This is a genomic window from Niallia sp. MER 6, assembly GCF_023714395.1.
Lineage (GTDB): Bacteria > Bacillota > Bacilli > Bacillales > Cytobacillaceae > Niallia.
On record NZ_JAMAUK010000012.1, the window covers coordinates 62557 to 86345 of the forward strand.

Here is a 23789-nt window from a genome sequence, read left to right on the forward strand (position 1 = left end):
CTTCTATATAAAAAAAGCTGAATTTATCAGCTTTTTCCCTTTAAAAATTCTTAGCGCTTGTCCCTTGCTCTAATCCAGACGCTGTTTTAGCTAAGAAATGATAGTATGTCTTTTTATATGGATGAACATAGCCTTTAAGCCACGGTTTTTCCTCTCCGCAGAAATGAACGATGGCAGGTTTGCTAAAGGCTTCTTGCTTTTTAATTTCATCTATAAACTCTAATCTCCTCTGTTTTAACAATAAATACGCCTGAGCATTCCATTTTGGATGAAGCTCCAGCCACTTATTGCAAAGCAATGTATTAAGAATATCTTGGTCATGGTATTCTAGCTGCTCATCTGTTGCATTCTTAATATACTCAAAGGCTTTCTCTGTAATTTGGTTCTCACGCCAGTTTTTTAAGTCGATAAGCATGATACCAGCATTGAAATAATTGGCTTCCTCACTGACACCGAGTGTTGCTAATCTGTCATGAAGTCCACAATCTATTACAGCCGCAGCTATGTTTGGAGAAATATCCTGATCATAAATGGAAGAGACATCTTCAAGCACAACAGTGTCGCTGTCAATATAAAGCACCTTTTCAATATCTGGTTCTGAAATTAAATCAGGAATGGAAATACGATAATAGGAGGCTTTTGTGATATGTCTGCTTTCGACTGCATTTTCATATTGTTTTGGATCGACGTCCAGGAATTGTATGGAAGTTTGGTACGGGGCCACAGTGTTTTGCAGCCATTGTTTGTTCTTCTCCGTTATGCCGCCATTAAGGACATACAGCTGCACCTTTCTGTTTTTTTGTGTGTTTTCTAGAAGTGAGACAAACATTACTCCTAGATGGGGAACATAATTATCATCTGTTGAAGAAACTACATGGATAGTCTTGCTAGAATTCATTACTACTCGCTCCTTTCTATTTGCTAATAATTTACCCTTGTCCAAATTCAGTGAAACCTGTTGGAAAATAATACAAATAAAGCCGCCCATTAAAGGACAGCTTTCTAAACAATTTATTGCATTTCTTTGTAAGCAGCAGAGACAGCACCAACTAATTGATTGTCTAAAGGCAGTCCGGAAACTTCACTGAATGCTTGTTCCACACCTTTATCCAAAATTAATTCTTTCAACTCAACTGACTCTTGGTCTTCTCCAGAGAAAAACAGCAGAGCCGATGCCATAACTTCTACTAAACCAGCAGGCTTTTCTTTAAACAATTCTATATATTCCATTGCCGGTGCAACCAGACGGTCATTACGGCTTAGCTTACGAAGCGGAGAACGTCCAACCCTTTTCACATCGTCAACGATATGAGGGTTTGCAAATCTGCCAATAATTTTTTGGATATATTTTTGATGCTCATCCTTGTCGAACTTGTATTTTTCAACAAGTACTTTTCCAGTCTCACTCAATACTTGCAGCACTTTTTCCTCAACATCTTTATGTTCGATTGTTTCAGATATAGTTTTATAATCTTTTCTGTTACCTAAATAAGCTGTAGTAGCATGACCAGTATTAACTGTGAAAAGTTTTCTTTCAATATAAGCAGTCAGATTCTCAACAAAATGCGCATCTGGAATTACAGGCTTTTCGCCTTTAATTTTTGTTTCATCAATAACCCACTCAAAAAATGGCTCTACAAGAACATCAAGCAGCTTTTCATTCGACTGGTTCGGAACAATTCGATCCACTGCAGAATCAGGGAATCCGATATATTCTTCAGCCCAAGTCTTTTCTTCATCATTTAAGTGCTCAAACACGAATTTTTTTAATTCTGTGCTGCCGCCTATCATGTTTTCACATGCGATAATATTTAAGAATGAACCATCATTTGCTTTTCTTGCTTTTAATCCGTCTGCAATCAATGGTGCAATGAACTTAAGGATGTTCGGACCGATAGCAGTTGTTACTAAATCAGCTGAAGCTATTTCCTCGACAGCCAGCTGAGGGTTCGCCTTACTGTTAATGCCTTTAATATTCGAAACTGTAAATTCATCCTTCGCATCGTTCGCAAGGAGAACTCGGTATGTTCCCTCTTGATTTATTTCATCAATAATTTTTTCATTTACATCCACAAAGTGAACTTCATAATTTGATTGATGTAACAAGAGACCGATAAAGCCTCTCCCAATATTTCCTGCTCCAAAATGGATAGCTTTCATATTAGTTAACCTCGCTTAGAATTGAAATGATTTCCTCTTCTGATTTTGCTTGTACAAGCTTTTCTACATTTTCTTCTTCAGAACATACGATAGCGATTTGAGAAAGGATTTCCAAATGCTCTCCATCTTTTCCTGCAATACCAACAAGCAATTTAACAATATTGCCGTCACCAAAATCTACACCATTTGGGACTTGCACTACAGAAAGACCTGATTGAAGAACAGCTGCTTTCGCTTCATCTGTACCGTGAGGGATTGCTAGGAAGTTCCCCATGTAAGTGGACGACATCTCTTCTCTTTGAAGCATCGCTGGAATATAATCTGCTGATACATAGCCTTGATCTACCAAGATTTGACCAGCTAATTTAATAGCTTCCGTTTTTTCAGATACATTGCTGTTTAAGATGATGTTTTCTTTTTTTAATATAGACATTTTGTTGCCTCCTGATTTGTATGAATATAGTTTTTTAAGTATTGGTTGCTTATGAAATGTGCCAACTCTTCTTTTGACCCCTTTTCAAACATCCTGATGCTTGTTTGCGACTGGATTATAAGGGAACTGATAAAGCTCAGCAATTCTAAAGTGGACGAAGCAAGATCGAATGGTGCTAAGAGCAGCAAAATCCTTGTAACTTTTTCGCTTCCGCCATTCATCGCCTTTAATTCAAAAGCATTTGTTGTATTTATTATATTAAAAGATGGAAACGCCACTGAATTGCTTCTTGTATGATAAAGAGCAAGTGTTGTATCTGGAATGGCTAAGCCTCCTATCTTTTCTCTTGCCTGGAGTGACTGTAACACTTCTGAAGCATCTGTGATAGAATCTTTTTGCTTAAGCTTTTCCAGCCCATCTTGTAATAACCTAGATAAATCAGCATTAGTAGCTGCTTCCCACACTTCGAAACTTTTGAGCAGATTGGCAAGAACTGTGACTCGCTTTCCTAACTGATCAAAATGCTCAAAGCTTAAGGATAATATCTCCATCCCATCAACAGCTGGATCAGCTGATTCTGTTAATTGTCCGCCTTTTTCCTGTAAGTAGTTTTTGACAATCTCGAGTTCCTGATTCGTTAAAATCGGACTTACCACAAAATAATCTCTGTTGATTTCCTCAATCGGGATAGTAGAAAGAATGGCATCATAATCATCAAGGGTAATGTTTTTCAATTCAAACACAGATGCTGTTTTTATTTCAGACAGCCCTGGTATTTCATTGCCGATTTTGGTGGCAAGCATTTTTGATGTACCAATTCCACTTGAACAAATAATTAAAACCCTTAATTTAGTCGTAAGCTGCTTGGAATTCAACGCTGCCCCAAAATGAAGAACTAAATAACCAATTTCCTCATCTGGAATATGCAGTTTAGGTAATGTTAATTCTGCTGCTTTTTTTACAACTTTAAACAGGTCATGATAGTCCAATTTTATATCGCTTAGCAGCGGGTTGGAAATTCTCATTTTTTGTTTAAGCCTGTATAAAGCTGGCTTGAGATGCGCTAAAAGCCCTTGAGATAAGGTTTCATCTAATAATCTTGTATGAAGCAAATTTTCCACATTTTTTATTAAGCTCTGTACAATGACAGCGACCTCAATGTTTTCATCCTTTATCCCTATATCCTTGTCATAGCGAATTTTCGCTCCCCGCAAATGCATGGTTATATAGCCAATTTCTTCATCTGGTATTGCAACCTCAAAGGTCCGCTCCAGACGCATGGCGATTTTACGAGCGAATTCAAACTCTTTTGTTATCTTTAACTCGCTTAAGTAATCTTCCTGAAGAGTGATATTTTCTCCCCGCTGGATACGCTCCATCGCCAATGCAATATGGACAACCAGCCCTACATACGAACTGTCTGCCAGGCTGTAAGGAAGCTCTTCATTAATATCTTCAATGATTCCCTCAATCAGGATAATCTTTTCCTTATGAACGAGACCTAACAGCCGTTCTGAAATGGAATCTATTTTGTTGGTGGATTTCTTTTGGATATTGTCTCTGACCATCTTCAAAAATTCCGGCACATCAAATCTTTCTGAAATCAGACTTGTTATCGCCTTTCTTTTTGCATCTTCAGAACCCTCCAGCTCGATTCCATAGCCCCGTTTGCGCACAAGCCGCAAGTCGTATTCTTTTATGATCGGCTCCAGCTTATCCAAGTCATGACTGACCGTTGCCGTAGTCACACCCATATCATTTGCAAGGGAAAAGAGTTTCACAGGCTCCTTATTGTCTAACAGTGTACATAATGCGACGATAAGCCTTTCATCTGGGGTATATTCTGTAAAATCCTGCTTTAGGATGGTGACCCTTAATTGATAAATATCACCTTGTGTACCAATTACCTTTACTCCCACTCCTGCTTTTTTCTGCAACTTCAAATGAAATGCCTGCAGAACATCTTCAATATTCTTCAGGTCGCGATGGATTGTCCGCTCACTCACATTTACAATGTCAGCAAGCTGCTTAATGGTGACATCCTCTTTCATATCTTCAAGCAAAAATTGCAGAATCAGTCTTTCTCTCGCAGAAATAACCATGCCATATCACCTTGTTTTCTTGACATAATTTAATTATAAGTAAGTAATTACTTGGATTCAAACAGTTGTTATAGCATTTTTTTCACACTCAATGTTGCCATTATTAAATATTAGATCATAAAAATCATTTTGTTTATATTACCCACTTTTAATCCTTTTACAACATAAATAAGAGCATCACCATTTTAGGCGATACTCCTTTTATCATTATTTCAAGTTATTGATAATCTCATCATATTTAGGGCTGCTCATAAAGTTTTCTACAGACACATGGTGTGCATCTGGAAGCTTCGCAACTGCACGATCTGTTAAATCTTTATGTGTGATAACAAGATCTGCATCACTTGGAAGGTTGGCAATCGATGTATTTGTTACATCCACACCTTCAATGCCTGCTTTTTTCACTTTATTACGCATGATAGAAGCACCCATTGCACTTGAACCCATTCCTGCATCACAAGCAAAGATGATTTTCTTCACACTGTGGTAATCGAAGTCTGCAGCTTTGTTTGTTGCTTCAGCAGCTTCAACAGAAGCATCAGCACCAGTAGCTTCACCAGTAACTGCACCGGCAACAGTGCTCTTTTTACCTTTAAGCTCTTGCATTTTATCAGCAGCAGCGTTGATGTCTTCTGCTTCGCCTTTGCTTGTTTTCAATACGATTGCACCGATTACAAAGGAAACAACGGCTGCAACGATTACACCAGCTAATACTCCTAAATGCTCACCTTTTGGAGACAATGCCATAATGGCAATAATGCTTCCTGGTGATGGTGTTGCTACAAGTCCTGCATTGAATAATGTGAATGTGAACACACCACTCATTCCTCCACCGATAACTGCCAATAGCATTGCAGGCTTCATCAGGATGTAAGGGAAGTAAATCTCATGAATACCACCTAAGAAGTGGATAATAGCTGCACCTGGTGCAGTTTGTCTAGATGTGCCTTTACCGAAAATGCTATAAGCCAACAAGACACCAAGACCTGGTCCTGGGTTTGCTTCTAATAAGAATAGGATTGATTTCCCTACTTCTTTTGCTTGGTCTACACCGATTGGTCCAAGAATACCTTGATTGATTGCATTGTTCAAGAACAATACTTTAGCTGGTTCAATAATAATGCTCGCAAGTGGAAGTAGATTAACATCAACGATGAACTCCACTCCGTTTGAAAGCATTTGGCTGATCGCTTCAACAACAGGTCCTACAAACTTAAATGCAAGAATAGTAATAATTGCTCCTAGAATACCTGCTGAGAAGTTGTTTACTAACATTTCAAAGCCTGCTTTTACTTTACCTCTGAACAGATCGTCAACCTTTTTGATTAAATATCCGCCAAGAGGACCCATAACCATTGCCCCAAGGAACATCGGTATATCTGAACCGACGATAACACCCATCGTTGCAATTGCACCGACAACGCCCCCGCGGACATCATATACCATTTTACCGCCAGTATAACCGATTAATAATGGCAGCAAGTACGTAATCATAGGATCAACTAATTTTGCCAAATCTTCATTAGGAAAATATCCTTTAGGTATAAAAAGTGCTGTAATAATCCCCCAAGCGATAAATGCGCCGATATTCGGCATTACCATTCCGCTCAAGTGACTTCCGAAACGCTGTATTTTAACGCGAAAACCTTTATTATTTTCGTTAGACATTAATTGTTCACCCCTTATTCTTTCTAACCTTAATGATAAAGCGGTTTCAGCTTCGTTACAATTTAAACTAAGCATAACTTTGACGGACACAATGTTGACATAATTAAATAGAATGATTCTTTTCCAATTATTAGTTTAAAAAAATACCTATTATTGGATTTATTTACTGTTTTAAACTGTTAACTTACAATCTGCTGTTATTTTCCGCAAAAAAAGAGAACTTCATGCACCCTGAAGTCCTCTTTTTATTAAATTGTTTCTTTTTCAAAAGCAGATTTAAATACTTCAATGAAATGAATATGATGTTCCTCAATACTTTTCAGCTTGAAGATAAAACCTTCTTCCTCAATTTCATCACCTTCGACCGCTTCAAAATTATTTGTCAAGAACCAGCCGCCAATTGTATCAACTTCTTCTTCTGACAGATGAATGCCAAGCAGGTCATTAACTTCACTGATTAGTACTTTACCGCTTAAGATATAGTGATTTTCTTTCAGCTTGCGAATTTCTGCAACTTCATCTTCATCAAACTCATCGCGGATATCACCAACGATTTCTTCTAATATATCCTCTGCTGTAACAATACCAGAAGTACCGCCATATTCATCTAATAAAATTGCCATATGGGTTCTTTCCTTCTGCATTTTAATAAGCAAATCGCGAATAGGTATTGTCTCAATTACGCGGATAATCGGCTTCATGTATTTCTCCAGGTCCATCTGTTCCTTCTCTTGGATCCTTGCCGTCAAGAATTCTCTAATGTTGATTAGACCAATAACATTATCTTTATCACCATTCACTAATGGATAACGAGTATAGTTTTCCTCTTCCAGAATGTCCATGATTTCATCAAAAGTATTGTCTACACTGATTGTGACCATTTCTGTACGGGGAACCATAATTTCCTTCGCTATTCTTTCATCGAATTCAAAAATATTGTTCACGTATTTTAATTCATTTTTATTTATTTCACCGCTCTTATAACTTTCAGACATTAAAATGCGGAGCTCTTCCTCCGAATGGGCTAGCTCATGCTCTGAGGCAGGCTTTAGGCCAAACATTCCAGTCAAGACACGGGCAGATCCGTTCAAAAGCCAAATAAACGGGTACAGAAGTCTGTAGAACCAAATAATTGGCGGAGCAAAAAGCAAGGTAATCGTTTCTGCTTTTTGGATAGCAACTGTTTTCGGAGCAAGCTCCCCAACTACAACATGTATAAAGGTTACAGATATAAAGGCTATCCCAAAAGACAGGATTGTCGAAAGTGATCCAGATATATGAAGCTTTTCGAATACCGGATGAAGGATTGCTTCCACCGTCGGCTCACCAATCCACCCTAATCCGAGCGCTGTAACTGTAATACCAAGCTGACACGCAGATAAGTATTCATCCAGATGAGTAGTTACCCTTTTCGCCGCTAAAGCTCCTTTTCTTCCTTCCGCAACCAGTTGATCTATCCTCGATCCTCTTACTTTGACGATCGCAAACTCCGTTGCAACAAAAAATCCTGTAAAAGCTATAAGTATTGCGAATAAAATTAAATTAAAAATTTCCAATGAACAGCCTAAAAAGGCTTACACCTCCTGATATTATAAGAAAATTAGCTTAAAAGCAGCAATGCCTGCAAAGAAGGAAATACACTCATGTGAATAGTATTTCTAACTTCCTTCTTTTTATGTCGGGCGGCCATTCTCCCCTTTTTCCTCAATGGATATTACGGCCATACCCGTTTTTGTGCTCATTTCATACCTTGATCTCTTTTAGAATTAAGCTATTTTCCTTCGATCACTTCCTATATAATGATGAAACTTTTTTTAGCAAGTTCATCGCAATCGGCAACTTGTTAGCAAAAGGATGGAGAGACCTAGGTTCGTGTAATGATTAATAGTTCGTTTTGTTATTAGGAAATCAATCTTTAATTGCACAGCCCCATTTCTTCCACCCCCTCAAAAAACTTTTTACTTTAATGAAATAATTATATAGTCGAACACAAATAATATTCAAGAAAAAAACCTTTTCTACCTCTTTATATGAAGCAGCAGTTCTAGCTTTAACAGCAGAACAACGTTTACATTTGACTGACCATCTATTATGACCTATAATAGAGTTATGTTACTCAATACTATGTTTTTTATATGTTGAGTAACATTAAATCCAAAGGAGCAAAAGAAAATGGAAGTTGTAGAGGCAATAAAGGACTTAAAGCAAATAAACAGTATGAAACGCTATTTAAAGAAGCAGTCTGAACGGGACTACTTGCTGTTTTTGCTTGGCATCAATACTGGTTTGACGATTACGGAGCTACTGGATATCCGCATCTCCGATCTTCTCGAAGAGGCAGGTATTCGCGATTTCTACACAATTAAAAAGGATGATCTTCGGGATGAACGCAAGGTTTATTTGAACCAAAAGGTTAAAAAGGAAATTCTTCACTATATCCAAGTGAGCCAGCTTCCACCGGAAAGCTATTTATTCCAATCGAAGAAATCCAAAAATCATTTAAGCAGACAGCAGGCATACCGGATTATTCATCAGGCTGCAGAAGCTTTAGGCATCGGCTCCAATATCGGTACTAACTCGATGCGAAAGACCTTTGGTTATCATGCTTACAAGCGAGGTGTTGCCATTTCGTTATTGCAGAGGCACTTTAACCATTCTACAAAACAAGAGACATACAAGTTCCTTGGGATTAACAAAGAAGAGGTAACCACTCCTCGCATTGATGTAAACCTATAAATTATTAAGGAGGAAAGAAAGATGAATATCAGAGAGACTGAACTCCCTGGCATTGGAAAAAAATTCGAACTAGTAACCAAAAATAACGATAAGGTAGTTATCGTCATTCACGATGACGGCAGACGAGAGGTTTATCATTTTGATGATGACGATCATGAGGAAAGCATTTCTAGCGTGACATTCAACGATTTAGAGTCGAGGCAAATCGCCGGTATATTAGGTGGTTTAGCATACAAACCTAAAGCGCTTGAAACGATTGAGATGGCATTTAACGACCTCATTATTGAATGGTATAAAGTAGAGCGTGAATCGAGAGCTGCTAATCATACAATCGGAGATATGGATATCCGCAACAATTACAATGTAAATGTTATTGCTATCATGAAAAAAGGAGCAGATAAGATGTTAAGCCCTGGACCTGAAACATTAGTTGAGGCAGGCGATACACTTGTCATTTCCGGTGAAAGACAGCATTTAAAAAGATTAATACTTGAGCAACTGACAAAAAGCACTGGAGGTGACACTTAATGGATCACTTAGTTTTTGAAGTTGGTACCGCACTGCTTCTAGTTGCCCTTGCAGCCATATTGGCAGGCAAATTGAAGTTCTCCATTATCCCATTTTTAATCATTGTCGGCATGCTGGTTGGTCCCCATGCACCCCACTTCGGAATAATTGACCTGAGATTCATTGAAAGTGCCGAAATCATTAACTTCATGGGCAGAATCGGAGTTTTATTCCTCTTGTTCTATTTAGGGCTGGAATTCTCCGTTGGCAAGCTGATTAAATCAGGTCGCTCTATTGTCACTGCCGGCACGATATATATAGTAATCAACTTCTCATTAGGTCTTTTATACGGATTCTTGAATGGTTATGACCTAATCGAGGTACTAATCATTTCAGGTATTATCACTATTTCCTCTAGCGCAATAGTCGCAAAGGTTCTTGTCGATTTGCGCAGAACAGGTAATGCAGAGACAGAGCTTATCTTAGGAATAATCATGTTCGAGGATATTTTCCTTGCTGTTTATTTATCTGTCATTTCCGGACTCGTTATGGGCGACTCCACATCAATTGGTGGAACGCTGATCAGCATCGGAACTGCTCTAGGATATATGCTGCTATTTTTCATTATCGCTCGCAAAGGCGCACCTTTATTAAATAAGTTGCTTGATATTTCCTCAAACGAAATCTTTATCATCGTTATCTTTGCAGCACTATTTTTTGTTGCTGGCTTCTCAGAAACAATTCACGTTGCAGAAGCAATTGGCGCATTGCTATTAGGGCTTGTTTTCTCTGAAACAGAACACAGCCACCGCATAGAACAACTTGTTGTTCCGTTCCGCGACTTTTTCGGAGCTATCTTCTTCTTTAGCTTCGGTTTGACAATCGATCCATTCGAATTAGGCGGTGCAGTCTGGTTTACTCTTGGTGCTGTCATCCTGACTATTTTCGGAAACTTCATTGCAGGTATGATTGCCGGACGAAGAACAGGTTTGTCCCACAAAGCATCAGCCAATATCGGCTTAACAATTGTTTCCCGCGGTGAATTCTCCATCATCGTCGCTAACTTAGGCATTGCCGGCGGTCTTATGCCAATGCTGAAGCCATTCTCTGCTCTTTACGTGTTAATACTTGCCATTTTAGGTCCTTTGCTCACAAAGGAATCAACGAAAATATTCAATTTACTGAACAAAATTTTCAAATGGAAAAAAGTTGACACAAAAAAGAAAAAAACCAGTCAAATATCGTAAGTTTTTGTTATGATATTCTCCCATATAAGGTAGAATTAAGGTAAAGAAGTATAACAATAAGGGTCAGGAGAAGGAGAATGGAGTTAGTAAACAAATTAATAGCAAATAAAAGTGCAAAGCGCATCGTCATTTTCGGGTTGCTTATTTTAGGGATTTACTTTTTAAGAAGCATGATCAATTTGATGCTTTTCACCTTTATCCTTTCATTTCTAATGGATAGGCTGGAAAAAATCATCTCCAAAAAAATACCGATTAAACGAAACATCATTGTTAGCCTGCTTTACCTCATAACAATCAGCTTACTATCTTACGGCTTCATTAAGTATTTGCCGATGCTTATCGAAGAAATTACAGCGTTGGTCAGACAGCTGATGGATTTCTATTCCCAGCCTCACGATAATGCCGTCTTGAATTATATTGTAAAGGCAATTCAAGCTAGGGATATTGACAGTTATTTAGAACAAGGACTTGGGGTTATCGTCGTTTACTTTACGACAATCAGCCATTTCAGCATTCAGTTTTTGCTCGCGATTATTTTAAGCTTTTTCTTTCTGCTGGAAAAACCAAGACTTCTTAAGTACAAAGAAAACTTTAAAACAAGCAAAATTGCTGCTTTTTACAACGAAATAGCTTTCTTCGGAAAGAAGTTCGTACTGACTTTCGGAAAAGTTTTGGAAGCACAATTCATTATTGCATTAGTTAATTGTATTTTAACAACAATCGGTTTATGGATTTTAGGATTCCCGCAATTGCTCGGTCTGTCGATTATGGTCTTCCTTTTCGGTTTGATACCAGTTGCAGGGGTTGTCATATCTCTCATTCCACTTTTGACAATAGGTTATACGATTGGCGGTTATATGTATATCATTATCCTCATCGTTTTCATTTGCATCATTCATGCATTAGAGGCCTATGTTCTGAATCCTAAACTAATGTCTTCTAAAACAGACTTGCCTGTATTCTTTACATTTATTGTCTTGATTTTCTCAGAGCACTTCTTCGGAGTCTGGGGATTAATTCTTGGTATACCGGTATTTGTCTTCCTGCTCGATATCCTTCAAGTGCAAAGCATTCATACGGAGGAAGAATAAAAAAAGTCGATGGCATATGCCATCGACTTTTTTTATTAGATTTTCATGATTCCGCCAGTGCTTGCAGATGTAACCAATTTAGAATAACGGGCAAGATAACCTGTTTTAACTTTTGGTTCGAACCCTTTCCATTCTGACTTCCGTCTTTCCCATTCCACATCATCAACGATAACATCCATTGAACGGTTTTCGATATCAATAACGATGTGATCACCATCTTCAACAAATGCCAGCGGACCGCCTTCAGCAGCTTCCGGAGAAGCATGGCCGATTGACAAACCACGGGATGCTCCAGAGAAACGCCCATCGGTTACTAATGCCACTTTCGGCCCAAGACCCATGCCCACAATCTGTGATGTCGGGGCAAGCATTTCCGGCATTCCCGGACCACCCTTCGGTCCTTCATAGCGAATGATTACAACATGACCAGCCTGCACCTTGCCTTTAGAGATACCTTCAAGAGCATCCTCTTGTGACTCAAATATAATTGCAGGTCCTTCATGTCTAGTAATACCGTTTTGCACACCGCCTGTTTTGATGATTGCGCCATCTGGAGCCAGGTTGCCGAACAATACTGCCAAGCCGCCCTTTTCTGTATGCGGGTTATCAATTGGACGGATAACATCATAATTCTGTACTTCACAACCAGCAATATTTTCACCAAGTGTTCTGCCTGTTACAGTTAATGTATCTAAATGAAGAGCATCCTCTTTTTTCGACAGCTCATTAAGCGCTGCTGAAACTCCGCCTGCTTCATGCAAATCTTCAATATGCACATCAGAGGATGGAGCCAATTTCGACAGATGCGGCACCCTGTTTGCCACTTCATTAATTCTTTCCAGCGGATAATCAATACCTGCTTCATTAGCCAATGCCAATGTATGCAAGACAGTGTTTGTTGAACCGCCCAATGCCATGTCCAACGCAAAGGCATTATCGATTGCCTTTTCTGTCACGATATCTTTTGGCTTAATATCTTTTTCAATTAGAGTCATAAGCTGCTTGGCAGATTTTTTCACGAATTCTTTGCGCTCTGGTGCCACAGCCAAAATAGTACCATTACCCGGCAATGCCAGTCCTAAAGCTTCTGCTAAACAGTTCATAGAATTAGCTGTAAACATGCCTGAACATGAACCGCAAGTCGGACAGCCAAATTGTTCTAATTCAAGCAATCCTTTATCATCAAGCTTGCCTGATTGATATGCTCCTACTCCTTCAAATACGGATGATAGGGAAATCTTTCTGCCATCACTAGTAACCCCTGCTTTCATAGGACCGCCGCTGACAAACACGGTTGGAATGTTTAGACGCATTGCAGCCATCATCATTCCTGGTGTGATTTTGTCACAGTTAGGGATACATACCATACCATCAAACCAGTGAGCTGAAACTACTGTTTCAATGGAGTCTGCAATGATTTCTCGGCTCGGAAGCGAATATCTCATTCCAATATGCCCCATAGCAATACCGTCATCCACACCAATCGTGTTCATTTCAAACGGTACGCCACCTGCTTCTCTAATTGCTTCTTTTACAATTTTTCCGAACTCCTGTAAATGGACATGACCTGGAACAATATCAATATATGAATTCACTACAGCGATAAATGGTTTATTAAAATCCTCTTCTTTTACACCAGCTGCACGCAATAGGCTTCTGTGCGGAGCGCGGTCAAACCCCTTTTTGATCATGTTGCTTCTTAACTCTGCCACTTTTACCCCTCCATTTTCCGATTAAAACGAATTATCTGTATATTTAAACTTTAAATCATTGTAACACTATCATAGAAAAATTGGTATAATTTCTTCTCAACGTTTTTCAGAAAAAATATATCAGCTTAAAACCAGCAAGTAATTATGACCTTCGTTACACCACGCGTTAAATATACTAACATGAAGGAGAATACGAGGATATCCCCGACTTATTCTGTTTCGAGTTTTACTATTTTGAAATAATATCAACCGGAACAAAAAGAGCACCCTATGTAAAGGATGCTCCTTATCTATCAAGAAAAGATTCTACTGATACTTGCTATCTCTTCATTTGTTAAAGTAACTTCTAATGTCCGTAAGTTGTTTTGCAGTTGAGCGACCGTTTTCGCTCCTGGAATAATGACATCTACTGCCTGCTGCTCTAACAGCCAAGCAAGCGCCAAATGTGTTGCTTCAAATCCTTTCTCTTCAGCCAGCTTTTTTAACTGGTCAACTTTTTCGAGATTTTTAAGGAATGCATCTCCTTGGAAAAGCGGATCTTTTGCACGAATATCATCAAATTTAGCATCTTTAGAGAATTTACCTGTCAAAAGCCCTGATGCCAAAGGAAAATAAGGGACAAAGCTTATCCCATTTTCCGCACAATACGGTAAAAAGGAATGTTCTGCTTCCCTTTTTAACAGCGAATACTCTCCTTGAAATACTTCCAAGTAGCCATCCTTGTTAAATTCCTTTAGTTGTTCTTCATTTAAGTTAGACGCACCGACTGCTCCGATTTTACCTTCATCCTTTAATTCCTTTAAAGTGCCTGCCACTTCGGCCAGTGGAGTAACACCATCTGGATAATGAACATAAAACAAATCAATAAAATCTGTCTGCAGTTTTTTTAAGCTTTCCTCTACTGAATCTCGCAAAAATTGACGGCTATTATCGAGAACAATCTTGCCGTCGACTGCTTTATGGGCAGCTTTGCTGGCAATAACCACTTTATCTCTAATTCCCCGTTCTTTGAGCACTTCTCCGATTAGCTCCTCTGATTTCCCCAGCCCATAAATAAACGCAGTATCTATAAAGTCTACTCCTGCATCTAAGGCTGCATTCACTACTTCCTTACCAGTTTCATCTTTTAAGTTTGGAAATAAATTATGCCCTCCAACTGAGTTTGCTCCATACCCTAGCTTTGTGACGTTCATTGATGTTTTCCCAATTTGAACTTTACTACTCAAAATGTTCCATCTCCTTATTTCCAAATTCGGGCTTCGTTCAGGAAATCACTAGATTCCTATGAAGAATATGACCCTTCTCTTTTATTATGGGAATCATTGGATAAATAGTAAAGCAATCTGCTTCTTTCATTTACGGCTTCTACTTTAATTTGCCTAGCCATATATATATAATATAGTTATAACACGAAAGGATTTTGAGTTTTGAAAGTGTACATACCGAAAAAGATTATTTTACTCACTTTTCTGGCCCTGTTATTTATTATTTGGATTCAGACAGATATCGAATTAACGCTCAATTTCCCAATAATCCTGCTAATGCTGGTGCCAGTTTGGATTTATTACAGAATATATCGCTCAAAGAAAAAGCAATTTGTTGCCGCAAAAAGAGAATGGATCGTCAATATCTTTTTTCTCTACTTATTAATGGTTATGTATGTGACATTGAATCCGTTCCATTTCACTCCACCCGGCAATAGAGAGAATATTAACTTGATTCCGTATGTGCAGATTCTTTATCAATATGAAAATAAGCCTCCAATATTTTGGATGCTTTATACACTTGGCAATATTATCATGTTTATTCCTTTTGGCATGCTGTTCCCGGCTATTTACCGCAGACGCTTCAAATGGCTTGCAACTGTATTTCTCGGGGCTGTTACTTCGCTTATCATTGAGGTTACACAATACTTCTTTACCGTAAACCGGGCTGCAGATATAGATGACTTTATTTTAAATGTTATAGGCAGTATGTTAGGATATATCCTATTTAAGATTCACCAAAAATTCACAACTAAGTATCCGCCGAAAATCCCTGTCATTCAAGTGATCAATAAAAAATAACCACACTGTAAAGTTCAGTGTGGTTATTTTTTATTTGTCTTCCCCAATGATTCTAACTTCTGTTTCTAAGTTAACATCATAATTCTCTTTGACTGTCTTTTGAACATGTTTGATAAGAGAAATATAATCATCAGCAGTTGCATTATCCACATTGACAATAAAGCCTGCGTGCTTTGTGGAAACTTGCGCTCCGCCTATTTTTGTTCCTTGAAGATTGCTGTCCTGTATCAGTTTCCCTGCAAAGTAGCCTGGAGGTCTTTTAAAGACACTGCCGCAAGAAGGATACTCAAGAGGCTGTTTTGATTCTCGCAAAAATGTCAGTTCATCCATTTTCGCCTTAATTTCTTCCTGTTTACCTGGTTGCAGTTTAAAAACCGCTTCTAAGACAACATAATGGTTCTTGGCAATATTGCTTGTGCGGTAACCTAAATCCAAATCCTCTTTACGTACTGAGATGATTTCCCCGGCACTAGTCAGAACAGTTGCACTCTCTAATACATCTGCAATCTCACCGCCGTAAGCCCCTGCATTCATATAGAGCGCACCGCCGATAGAGCCTGGAATTCCACAAGCAAATTCAAGACCAGTTAAGGAATGCTCAAGCGCGAATCGGGAAGTATCGATAAGTGCTGCTCCGCTCTCAGCAAATACTTTATCTCCTTCAAGCCGAATGGTCACAAGCTTCGTCAAGTTGAACACAACACCACGAATTCCTCCATCCTTTATAAGGACATTAGATCCATTCCCTAAAATCGTGATGGGAATTCCAGCCTCTAATGCTACTTTATAAGCATTCTGTAGTTGTTCAAACGTAGTCGGAAAAAGCAGGTAATCTGCCTTCCCTCCTATTTTTGTATACGTATATTGACTTAGCGGCTCATCTATCTTAACTTCATCTTCTGTCATTATCTGTAAGAACTTTTCTTTTACATCATAATTTTTCATAATCTCAACCTTCTGCTAATATTTCAATCCTTTTACCATTTACCATTGTATAACATTCTAACTGTTTGAAACAAAAACACTTATTGTTTTTATGTGAATTTTATATTTTTGTAACATTATATGAGTTAATTTGCTGTTTTATGCCTATCACCCTCGGGACAGCACCCCTGTATTTCTCATTTCTGCACCAAGCAAATCATAGGATAAACAGGCCGGCTTATTTGTCCTTGGATCTGTAACAATTTCTGCATCCACTTGAAAGACATCCTTTAAAACTTCTGCTGTCATGACTTCATTCGGGGTGCCTTCTTTTCTCAGCTTTCCTTTTTTCATGGCAATCATTTTATCAGAAAAACGGGAAGCATGATTAAGATCATGTATGACCATTACAATTGTTCTCTTTTCCTCTTCATTGAGCTTTTTAAGCAATTGCAGCACCTCAAGCTGATGTGCCATATCAAGATAGGTCGTCGGCTCATCCAATAGAAGCAGTTCTGTTTCTTGGGCAATTGCCATTGCAATCCACGCTCTTTGTCTTTGACCGCCTGATAACGTATCTACCTCTTGATACTTCCATTCAGTTAGACCTGTCACTTCAAGTGCCCAATCAATTATTTCTTTATCTTTTTCCCCTAACCGACCAAATCCCACTTGGTGAGGAGATCGTCCATAGGAAACGAGGTCATAAGTCGTTAATCCGCTTGGGGCATCTGGAGATTGGGGCAAAACCGCCATCTTTTTAGCGATTTTTTTGGTTGGAATCTTTTGAATAGCCTCACCATCTAAGTAAACAGCTCCAGCCTTCACCTTATTTAGTCTAGCCAGCGCTTTTAATATCGTTGACTTTCCGCATCCATTCGGTCCGATGATGGTTGTAATTTTACCTGTTTCAATTTCCAGGCTCAGCTGCTCGACAATGATTTTATCATCATAACCTATTTTCACATCTTTCGCTGAAAGGATATTCATTTGCGCTTTCACCCCTAGCCTATTTCGTATGTTAAGTCATTTAGTTCGTTTTAATGCGATATAAAGCTGTATTCCTCATATTCACTATTAATCCCGACATATACTCTGTTTCTGCCATTCCTTTTTGCTTCATACAGAGCAACATCAGCCTTTTCAACAAGCTCGCTTAAAGCAGCCTCCGGATGAGAGATGTTCTCCGTTGCTGCAACTCCAAAGCTTGCTGTAATAGCAATCTTTTCTGCTTTAGAGTAAAAACTCGAATTTTCAAGGCAACTTCTGATTGAATGGCCTATTTCAGCTGCTGATTCAAGGGAATATCCAGGGAGTAGCACAATAAACTCTTCTCCCCCATATCTTCCGAATAGCATGTCTTCTTTTAGCAGGCCTTGTGTGACAGACACAATATGCCGTAACGCATCATCACCAGCAAAATGTCCAAAAGTATCATTGATTCCTTTGAAATGATCTACATCAAAAAGCAGCAATGATGTATAATCCTGTGCACCTCTGTCCCGACTTATCACTTCCTTGGATTTCTCCATAAAAAAGGTGCGGTTATATATTTTTGTAAGGCCATCTTTATAGGCCAATTCTCGCAGCTGTTTCTGCACTACTTTTAGTTCTGTAATATCTATAATAACAATCGCTGTTCCCACAAGAATATGATTTCGTTTGTGAATCGGCGATATCCTTACTTGATAGTATTTCCCACTGTCTTTCCATTCCATCTCATATACAGTATCATCATTTATTATTCTGTCGCCAAATGCTAAAAGTCGGTCTCTGTCTTCCATTATATCATCAATTTGTTTTCCATTCTTCAAGGAAGGAAACAGCAGGGAAGCAAGCGGATTGAATTCAACTATTTTTCCAGACAAATCAAGAACAATGACTGCGTCCCTCATGCTTTCAAATAAATAATCTTTTGCAACAGGAGCCACTGTCAGCATATGTGTAGACATAATCGCCCATAGATACAACAAGCCTGTGATACCCATCACAATCGGTACAGGATCAATGCCATATGGTGTTAATCCTAATAAGTAGAGCAATGATGTTGTAATTGGCAATAAAATGCCGATTAAAAGTGTTAGTACCTGTTTCCAATGCTTTGTCTTCGACTTAATCCAATACCAAATTAAAATATTAGCTCCGACAAACAAAGTGCCAAATGTGTAGCTTCCATGAACTACATACCATTGGCCTACTGTCATATCTAACAATAAAGCACCATGACTTTGCACAAAATTAACTTGTTTATAAAATAAATGGTGAAAATCATTTGTTACGATAAAAAGAAAGGTGAGCACAGGGATGAGATAATACAAGAGCAAGGTTTTTCTGTTCAAATGCTTATCCAAGCCTATGTACTGCAAAACAAGAATCAAGGTCGCTGGAGCAGAAAACGGCATTCCTAAGTATTGAAACACAACCCAAAACATAATCCCTTTTCCTGTACTGCTCGTAAGCTCGAGCGCATGTCCGAATGCATAGATGGCTGAAAATAACGAAAGCCACGCAAACGTTCTAGTTCCCGCAAAAACATGTCTATTGGTATAGCCTATAAATGCCAATACAAGCTGTAAAACCCCACCAACCGTCATTATGACAATATATGTTAATATGATTTGGTCCATCATTTTTACTAGCCCCTATTCAGGTATTTTGACCTTACTTATTATATTAAATAAGTAAACTAACTTGCTACTAAAACTTGATAATACATAAAAGTGGAAATAATACCCTGTTTTTTTTCTTTATATCATCCATATAGATAAGGAGAAGAATACTCCCAATCCGCTTGGAGTATTCTTCTTTTTTTGGATTATATTCTCGTTGTGGGTGGAATAAGTATATAAAAAGGGAGGAATTGTCTTGGCCTATATAATTCTGAGCCTATTGTTCTATGTGATGATGGTAGGAGTAAATGCCCTCGCCAATATCATTCCTATCAACGGGCAAACAACTGGCGAAATATCAAATAAATTAGCAGTGCTTGTAACTCCTGCTTCTTATGCTTTTATGATTTGGGGATTTATTTATATTCTATTAGCAATTTGGCTTGCGCGCGGCTTTATGCGCAAACACAGAGCACTTATATATTCGAAAACAAACAGCATTCTATTCGTGCTTACCTGCATTCTAAACGCCGGCTGGATACTCGTCTGGCATTATGAACTATTTGCCTTGTCAGTAGCCGTCATTCTGCTCTTGCTATTAACCTTGCTTTTCCTTTATAAAGCAATAAAGGCTGCGTCTAATCGTTTATTCGACATCTTCCCTTTTTCTATTTATATTGGGTGGATATCCGTAGCCTCTATTGTTAACATAAGCTATTACGTAACTTATATCGGCTTAAATGTCACTGACCCGCTTTGGACCGTTTCCCTGTTAGCTATTGGCGGTATTCTGGGGATTTTCTTTCGCATCTTTGAAAAGGATTGGGCATATTCCCTCGTTATTATCTGGGCTTATCTTGCAATTGCAATCAAAAATTGGTCATCTGCACAAGCTGTATCTTATTCGGCTTTGTTTATCTCACTGTTGCTGCTTATTCTTGTGTTTATACCATTTAAAAAGAAAAGAACATAAGGAAAGGTGCTGGTTCATCCAGCACCTTTTTTTAAAGTAGAGACTTGGTCAATTTCCCTGCTGTTTCCTCTCCATTTGCGATGCAGGCTGCAATTCCAACTCCATAATAGGAACTTCCTGCTAATAATACATTTGGAAAAAGCTCGGCCATCTTAGCATTTATCGTATCTATTGCTGATTTATGCTGCAAGGAATAAACCGACATTAACTCATTCCACTTCGTCACTTCATAACTGATTGGCTTTTCTGTAATTCCGAGACTTTTTTCAATATCCTTTTTAGCGACCTTTAACAGTTCCTCTTCAGACAATGAATTAAGCTGCTCATATGCAGGATTAGATTTCTTATAAAAAAGTCTAAGCAACAGACTGCTGCTTTTGGAGGTGTGTGTCCACTTTCTGCTTGTCCACGTACAGGCATTGCAAGTCAAATCGCTGTCCTCTGCCACAATAAAGCCTGTTCCGTCCTTTGGCAGCTGTTCATCTGGAATATCATAAGCAAGATACATGGTGATATTAGAAGAGTTTTGAAGCTTAGCAAACTCTGTAGAAAGGCTGCTTTCAGCAAGGATTTTTTCTGCAGCTTGATGAGGTGCTGCCAGCACAATAAATTGTGCCTGAACAGCTTCACCCTCTGCTAGACTTATACTGTAGCCATCCTGCTCTTTCTTGATTGATTCAACTGCTTTACCCTTTTTAAATTCAACATCTTCCAGCACTTCCTCCAGCCGGTTTATAATGGTGGAAAGTCCATTCTGGAAGGAGATGAATTTTTTATTAGAGGCAGACTGGAATTGACTTTTGTTCTTGCCCAGTCCTCGAATAATGCTGCCATACTTCTCCTTGTATTCAAGTAAATACGGAAGCGTTGATGCCATCGTTAAGTTATATAATCCTCCAGAATATACTCCTGCTAATACAGGGGTAATCTGCTTTTCGACGATCTCTTTCCCTAAGAAGTACTCTAAAAACTCGCCGATAGATGTTTCCTTTGTAAAATGCTTATTAGTTCTTAACAAATCCTTTAATGCTTCCAGCTTTCCTTTTTGGGAAATCAGCTCACTCGAAAGCAAGGATTCTAATGTCATAGGGATGCCGAATACAGAGTCCTTCGGGATTTCCAAAAGCTTATCTCTCGTATGAATGTAAGAAATCCCTGTTGCATTATAGACAAGCTCTTCTTCTAATCCAAGCTCCTGTACAAAGGGAAGAACGTTTTTATTTCGTGCTACAATTGAATCTGCGCCTGTTTCCATGATGAAGTCGCCTTTATGAATCGAGTGAATTTTCCCGCCTAGCGACATCTCCCCTTCAATCAGGATAAGCTTAATATCCAGCTTATGTTCTCGTTTTAATTTCTGTAAATAGTACATGGCAGACAATCCTGTGATTCCTCCGCCGACAACGACTATAGTCTTCAATAATTACACCGCCTAAAATAATCTTTCCTATATGATGTATTATGCCATTATTCCCACTAAAAAAGAGCGGATATATAATGACTTTTTGTTCACAAATTATATAAAGCTGCTAAAACTATTTTAGCATTATATCCTCTTACCAGTCTCATCACAGCAACTATAAAGAAAAGGGAATGCAAGCCGGCTGCTTACATTCCCTTTTTGTTTAATTATTTATAGCTCCATCATTTGGGCGAAAATCATATTCCAATCTTTGGTTTTTGCCAGTGATATCCTTCTCTCTGCTGTTTCTGTCTCGGCTTTATTAATGCGGATCTCTTCGCATGCTTTTAGGAAGCTGCTAACACTGGTTCCTTCAAGATGTGTATAGATGCCATTTTCAGCATATCTTTTGGTTGACGGCAAGTTCGTCCCAATAACTGCCTTCCCTGCTGCAAGAAATTCGAACAGCTTAAGCGGAAATATTGCTTTGTTATAAGTAGATGGTTTATACGGCATAATTCCTATATCAATTAAATTCATATAATGGGAAACTAATGTGGGCGGTACACTTCCTGTCCAAGTAACATTCGGAAGCTTCAATAATTTCTGGAATTCTTCACTTTGGTTCGTTCCGTCAGGCCCAACAAATAAAAACTGCCAATCCTTTCTTTGCTCTGCTGCTTCTTGAATAAGAGCAAAGTCCAGCTTCGGTTTTATTCCGCCAATATACCCTAGCACAGGTCCATTTCCCTTGTCTGCTAACACGTGCGCAGCTTTCTCATTATGCTGAAACAGCGAAAAATCAACCCCATTTTCATACGTATAGACCTTTTTTTGTTTTGGGATTGGCAGCTTATCTTTTACTTGCTCAGCTAAATAGACAGAGGTGCATGTAACAGTATGAGCACTCTCGATAATTCTGCTCTCACTTGATTGAATAATCTTATACTTAAGCATATTTACTGCAGATTTGTTTCCATCAATGGATGCTGCCCATAAATCACTGCAATCATATACAATTTTTCTCCAAGGGAACATCTCCGCAAGAATTGGAAAAGCAGGATAGGTGTACCATAGGTTGATATCATACGCACTTTGCTTTGCCTGTAAATAAGCAACCAGTTTCTCTAGTTTTTTCTTATAGAATATAGATATAAAGCGGCTGAAACGAAGCAGCTTATTGTCACCCAAATCAGCAACTTTCCATTGCTTAATACCGTTTGGAAGTATTTCTACTGCCTCGCTGTCCAGAGATTTCCCAGGACATAACCAAATCACTTCAGCTGTTTTTTCTTGTTTCTGCAAATATTCTGCCAAACGATGTCTTCTGTAGCGCAACTGGTCATTCTCCCATTCTGCTGTTGCTACAAGTACATGGATTGATTTCATTTTTGACCACCTTATATCCTTTTTCTAATCGCATGGTAAGCATAATGGGAAAAACACCATGCTGCTTTAGCGAGATTAAGTCTCTCAATTTCCCGGTAAACAAACCATGTTTTTTGCGCTGATTTCCACTTATTATTGGAAATAGAATCATTGCCGATACGGTATTCAGCCAGAATTTCTTTCATACCATAAGCGTTATGTCCCTTTTTCAGGATACTTAACCACGTAGCCAAATCTTGTCGAGTTCTTATATTCGGCATGTGGAAGGAACCAATGATACTTCTGTCGACGATGACTGTAAGACAGCCGACAATCGTGTTTTTCAGCATATCCTGATAGGAGATAATCCTCGGAGCGTGAACTTGCTTCTCCAGCTGTTCTCCATCTTTTGTAATATATTCATACGATGTAAACGTAAAGGCATAATTGTTCTCTTCCATGAAACGAAGCTGCAGTTCCAGTTTATTCGGCTTCCACTTGTCATCACTGTCTAAAAAGGCAATATACCTCCCTGACGAATAATCCAATGCTGTATTTCGCGCCATAGCTGCTCCGCCGTTTTCCTTCCTGTTAATAACATGTATTCGCTCATCTGCTTTTGCCCACTCTGCCAGCATATCAGGGGTTCCATCTGTCGAACAATCATCGACAATAATCAACTCCCAATTAGGGTAAGTCTGTTTTAAAACAGACTCAATGCTGAACGAAATATAATCCTTGCTGTTATATGAAGGCATAATTACCGAAACTAATTCTTTCAAGAAAGACAC

Annotated in this window: 20 protein-coding genes; 6 read left to right on the top strand and 14 right to left on the bottom strand. The window is 38.6% G+C overall.

From position 1 onward, the window contains the following. Positions 1 to 40: 40 nt before the first annotated feature. From M3600_RS15755 to M3600_RS15780, 6 genes are all read right to left on the bottom strand, one after another. Complete coding sequence (locus M3600_RS15755) at positions 41 to 898, bottom strand: glycosyltransferase family 8 protein (protein WP_233316880.1); 858 nt, start codon at positions 896 to 898, stop codon at positions 41 to 43. A 113-nt stretch (positions 899 to 1011) separates the two neighbouring features. Beyond that, positions 1012 to 2160 carry a mannitol-1-phosphate 5-dehydrogenase gene (locus tag M3600_RS15760; RefSeq protein ID WP_233316879.1) on the bottom strand — a complete coding sequence of 383 codons (1149 nt, stop codon included), beginning with the start codon at positions 2158 to 2160 and terminating at the stop codon, positions 1012 to 1014. Position 2161: 1 nt separating this feature from the next. Continuing rightward, on the bottom strand, positions 2162 to 2593 hold the full coding sequence (locus M3600_RS15765; protein ID WP_233316878.1) for a PTS mannitol transporter subunit IIA: 432 nt from the start codon (positions 2591 to 2593) through the stop codon (positions 2162 to 2164). Next, entirely contained in the window at positions 2581 to 4695 is a 2115-nt protein-coding gene (locus M3600_RS15770) for a BglG family transcription antiterminator (RefSeq protein ID WP_233316877.1), read from the bottom strand. Before M3600_RS15770 ends, M3600_RS15765 begins: the two co-directional genes overlap by 13 nt. A 207-nt stretch (positions 4696 to 4902) precedes the next feature. Continuing rightward, positions 4903 to 6363, bottom strand: a complete 1461-nt coding sequence (locus M3600_RS15775) for a PTS mannitol transporter subunit IIBC (RefSeq protein WP_251646657.1) — start codon at positions 6361 to 6363, stop codon at positions 4903 to 4905. A 248-nt stretch (positions 6364 to 6611) separates the two neighbouring features. Then, a complete protein-coding gene (locus tag M3600_RS15780) occupies positions 6612 to 7919 on the bottom strand; it encodes a hemolysin family protein (protein WP_237940570.1) in 1308 nt (435 codons plus the stop codon). Between the two features lie 616 nt (positions 7920 to 8535). On the opposite strand from M3600_RS15780, the gene M3600_RS15785 reads away from it, so the two are divergent. The 4 genes from M3600_RS15785 to M3600_RS15800 all read left to right on the top strand — a co-directional run bounded on the left by M3600_RS15785 (position 8536) and on the right by M3600_RS15800 (position 11944). Continuing rightward, positions 8536 to 9099 (top strand): tyrosine-type recombinase/integrase, encoded by a 564-nt coding sequence (locus M3600_RS15785; protein ID WP_233316874.1) that lies wholly within the window; start codon positions 8536 to 8538, stop codon positions 9097 to 9099. A gap of 21 nt (positions 9100 to 9120) precedes the next feature. Continuing rightward, positions 9121 to 9627: a cation:proton antiporter regulatory subunit gene (locus M3600_RS15790; RefSeq protein WP_233316873.1), complete on the top strand. Its 507-nt coding sequence runs from the start codon at positions 9121 to 9123 to the stop codon at positions 9625 to 9627. Then, positions 9627 to 10853 carry a cation:proton antiporter gene (locus M3600_RS15795; protein WP_233316872.1) on the top strand — a complete coding sequence of 409 codons (1227 nt, stop codon included), beginning with the start codon at positions 9627 to 9629 and terminating at the stop codon, positions 10851 to 10853. Before M3600_RS15790 ends, M3600_RS15795 begins: the two co-directional genes overlap by 1 nt. Before the next feature lie 77 nt (positions 10854 to 10930). Further along, a complete protein-coding gene (locus tag M3600_RS15800) occupies positions 10931 to 11944 on the top strand; it encodes an AI-2E family transporter (protein WP_233316871.1) in 1014 nt (337 codons plus the stop codon). Positions 11945 to 11979: 35 nt separating this feature from the next. Here the strand turns inward: M3600_RS15800 and ilvD are convergent, their stop codons facing one another. After that, entirely contained in the window at positions 11980 to 13656 is a 1677-nt protein-coding gene (gene ilvD, locus M3600_RS15805; protein WP_233316870.1) for a dihydroxy-acid dehydratase, read from the bottom strand. Between the two features lie 293 nt (positions 13657 to 13949). Then, positions 13950 to 14849: an aldo/keto reductase gene (locus M3600_RS15810; protein WP_233316937.1), complete on the bottom strand. Its 900-nt coding sequence runs from the start codon at positions 14847 to 14849 to the stop codon at positions 13950 to 13952. A 240-nt stretch (positions 14850 to 15089) separates the two neighbouring features. Between M3600_RS15810 and M3600_RS15815 the strand changes: the two genes are divergently transcribed. Continuing rightward, entirely contained in the window at positions 15090 to 15722 is a 633-nt protein-coding gene (locus M3600_RS15815) for a VanZ family protein (RefSeq protein ID WP_237942200.1), read from the top strand. A 30-nt stretch (positions 15723 to 15752) separates the two neighbouring features. On the opposite strand, the gene murB is transcribed toward M3600_RS15815, so the two are convergent. The 3 genes from murB to M3600_RS15830 form a co-directional block, all read right to left on the bottom strand. After that, on the bottom strand, positions 15753 to 16667 hold the full coding sequence (murB, locus tag M3600_RS15820) for a UDP-N-acetylmuramate dehydrogenase (protein ID WP_233316869.1): 915 nt from the start codon (positions 16665 to 16667) through the stop codon (positions 15753 to 15755). A 147-nt stretch (positions 16668 to 16814) separates the two neighbouring features. Next, entirely contained in the window at positions 16815 to 17636 is an 822-nt protein-coding gene (locus tag M3600_RS15825) for an ABC transporter ATP-binding protein (protein ID WP_237940569.1), read from the bottom strand. Positions 17637 to 17686: 50 nt separating this feature from the next. Further along, complete coding sequence (locus M3600_RS15830; RefSeq protein ID WP_251646659.1) at positions 17687 to 19276, bottom strand: histidine kinase N-terminal 7TM domain-containing diguanylate cyclase; 1590 nt, start codon at positions 19274 to 19276, stop codon at positions 17687 to 17689. Positions 19277 to 19511: 235 nt separating this feature from the next. On the opposite strand from M3600_RS15830, the gene M3600_RS15835 reads away from it, so the two are divergent. Beyond that, the gene (locus M3600_RS15835; protein WP_233316866.1) at positions 19512 to 20228 is read left to right on the top strand and encodes a tryptophan-rich sensory protein; all 717 of its coding nucleotides are present in this window, start codon (positions 19512 to 19514) and stop codon (positions 20226 to 20228) included. A gap of 31 nt (positions 20229 to 20259) precedes the next feature. Here M3600_RS15835 and M3600_RS15840 read toward each other — a convergent pair whose 3' ends face one another. The 3 genes from M3600_RS15840 to tuaG form a co-directional block, all read right to left on the bottom strand. Beyond that, the gene (locus tag M3600_RS15840) at positions 20260 to 21648 is read right to left on the bottom strand and encodes a protoporphyrinogen oxidase (RefSeq protein WP_251646661.1); all 1389 of its coding nucleotides are present in this window, start codon (positions 21646 to 21648) and stop codon (positions 20260 to 20262) included. A 213-nt stretch (positions 21649 to 21861) separates the two neighbouring features. Further along, the gene (tuaH, locus tag M3600_RS15845) at positions 21862 to 23019 is read right to left on the bottom strand and encodes a teichuronic acid biosynthesis protein TuaH (protein WP_237940562.1); all 1158 of its coding nucleotides are present in this window, start codon (positions 23017 to 23019) and stop codon (positions 21862 to 21864) included. An 11-nt stretch (positions 23020 to 23030) separates the two neighbouring features. Further along, the gene (tuaG, locus tag M3600_RS15850; protein WP_233316863.1) at positions 23031 to 23789 is read right to left on the bottom strand and encodes a teichuronic acid biosynthesis protein TuaG; all 759 of its coding nucleotides are present in this window, start codon (positions 23787 to 23789) and stop codon (positions 23031 to 23033) included.

Bases quoted from the DNA above. Each gene is read 5' to 3' on its own strand.
- M3600_RS15775 (WP_251646657.1), bottom strand. From the start codon at position 6,363: ATGTCTAACGAAAATAATAAAGGTTTTCGCGTTAAAATACAGCGTTTC.
- M3600_RS15825 (WP_237940569.1), bottom strand. From the start codon at position 17,636: ATGAATATCCTTTCAGCGAAAGATGTGAAAATAGGTTATGATGATAAA.
- M3600_RS15810 (WP_233316937.1), bottom strand. From the start codon at position 14,849: ATGAACGTCACAAAGCTAGGGTATGGAGCAAACTCAGTTGGAGGGCAT.
- M3600_RS15830 (WP_251646659.1), bottom strand. From the start codon at position 19,276: ATGATGGACCAAATCATATTAACATATATTGTCATAATGACGGTTGGT.
- M3600_RS15795 (WP_233316872.1), top strand. From the start codon at position 9,627: ATGGATCACTTAGTTTTTGAAGTTGGTACCGCACTGCTTCTAGTTGCC.
- M3600_RS15790 (WP_233316873.1), top strand. From the start codon at position 9,121: ATGAATATCAGAGAGACTGAACTCCCTGGCATTGGAAAAAAATTCGAA.
- M3600_RS15800 (WP_233316871.1), top strand. From the start codon at position 10,931: ATGGAGTTAGTAAACAAATTAATAGCAAATAAAAGTGCAAAGCGCATC.
- M3600_RS15755 (WP_233316880.1), bottom strand. From the start codon at position 898: ATGAATTCTAGCAAGACTATCCATGTAGTTTCTTCAACAGATGATAAT.
- tuaH (WP_237940562.1), bottom strand. From the start codon at position 23,019: ATGAAATCAATCCATGTACTTGTAGCAACAGCAGAATGGGAGAATGAC.
- M3600_RS15770 (WP_233316877.1), bottom strand. From the start codon at position 4,695: ATGGTTATTTCTGCGAGAGAAAGACTGATTCTGCAATTTTTGCTTGAA.
- M3600_RS15785 (WP_233316874.1), top strand. From the start codon at position 8,536: ATGGAAGTTGTAGAGGCAATAAAGGACTTAAAGCAAATAAACAGTATG.
- murB (WP_233316869.1), bottom strand. From the start codon at position 16,667: ATGAAAAATTATGATGTAAAAGAAAAGTTCTTACAGATAATGACAGAA.
- M3600_RS15765 (WP_233316878.1), bottom strand. From the start codon at position 2,593: ATGTCTATATTAAAAAAAGAAAACATCATCTTAAACAGCAATGTATCT.
- M3600_RS15760 (WP_233316879.1), bottom strand. From the start codon at position 2,160: ATGAAAGCTATCCATTTTGGAGCAGGAAATATTGGGAGAGGCTTTATC.